Annotated in this window: 1 protein-coding gene; it reads left to right on the top strand. The window is 72.0% G+C overall.

All coding sequences use genetic code 11. From position 1 onward, the window contains the following. Window positions 1-1403: pyruvate kinase (gene pyk, locus ACOMD9_RS21075; protein WP_421417980.1), on the top strand; the 1403-nt coding region annotated here is incomplete at both ends.

Genomic DNA, 1403 nt, shown 5'->3' with positions numbered 1-1403 from the left:
CGCACCAAGATCGTCGCCACCCTGGGCCCGGCCAGCGACCGGGACGGCGTGCTGGAGGCGATGATCGCCGCCGGTGTCGACGTGGTGCGCCTCAACTTCTCCCACGGCAGTGCCGACGACCACCGCCGCCGCCTCGAGCGGGTGCGCGAGATCGCCGCCCGCCTGGGCCGCAGCGTCGCCGCCCTGGCCGACCTCCAGGGGCCCAAGATCCGCATCGCCCGCTTCCGCGACGGCCCCGTGGACCTCGAGGAGGGCCAGTCCTTCATCCTCGACATGGCGCTGGACGGCGACGCCGGCGACGCCACCCGGGTCGGCTGCGACTACAAGACCCTGGCCGACGACGTCGCCCCCGGCGACCGCCTGCTGCTCGACGACGGCCGCCTGGTGCTCGACGTCAACCGGGTCGCCGACCACCTGATCCACACCAGCGTGGTGGTGGGCGGCCGGCTCTCCGACAACAAGGGCATCAACAAGCAGGGCGGCGGCCTCTCGGCCCCGGCGCTCACCGACAAGGACCGGGCGGACCTGGCCACCGCGGTGGCGATCGGCGTCGACTACCTGGCGGTGTCCTTCCCGCGCAGCGCCGCCGACATGGCCGAGGCCCGGGAGCTGCTCGGCGAGGCGGGCGCCGAGATCGGCCTGGTGGCCAAGCTGGAGCGCGCCGAGGCGGTGGCCGATGAGGCGACGCTGGACGGCATCATCCGGGCCAGCGAGGCGGTGATGGTGGCCCGCGGCGACCTCGGCGTGGAGATCGGCGACGCCAAGCTGATCGGCATGCAGAAGCGTATCATCAAGCGTGCCCGGCAGCTCAACCGCGCGGTGATCACCGCCACCCAGATGATGGAGTCGATGATCGCCTCGCCCCTGCCCACCCGGGCCGAGGTGTTCGACGTGGCCAATGCCGTGCTCGACGGCACCGACGCGGTGATGCTCTCGGCCGAGACCGCCGCCGGCGACTTCCCGGTGGAGACCATCGAGGCCATGGACCGGGTCTGCCTGGGGGCCGAGCGCGAGCGCATCGCCCAGGAGTCGGGGCACCGCATCCACGAGGGCTTCTCGCAGATCGACGAGACCATCGCGCTGTCGGCGATGTACGCCGCCAACCACCTCGCCGGGGTGGCCGCCATCGCCTGCATGACCGCCTCCGGCTACACGCCGCTGATCGCCTCGCGGATCCGCTCCGGGCTGCCCATCGTCGGGCTGGGCCACAGCCCCATCGCCCAGCGGCGCATGGCGCTCTACCGGGGGGTGGTCTCGCTGCCCTTCGACACCAGCGAGATGGCGCCCACCGAGGTCAATGACCGCGCCCTGGCATTGCTGGTGGAAAAGGGCATTGCCGAACCCGGCGATCATGTCATCCTGACCCGGGGCGATCACATGAACGCCCATGGCGGCACCAACAC

The sequence above is a fragment of the Halomonas terrestris genome (genome assembly GCF_049166755.1).
GTDB lineage: Bacteria > Pseudomonadota > Gammaproteobacteria > Pseudomonadales > Halomonadaceae > Halomonas.
The sequence above is the reverse complement of the archived record's forward strand: the minus strand, read 5'-3'. Positions and strand labels throughout refer to the sequence as shown.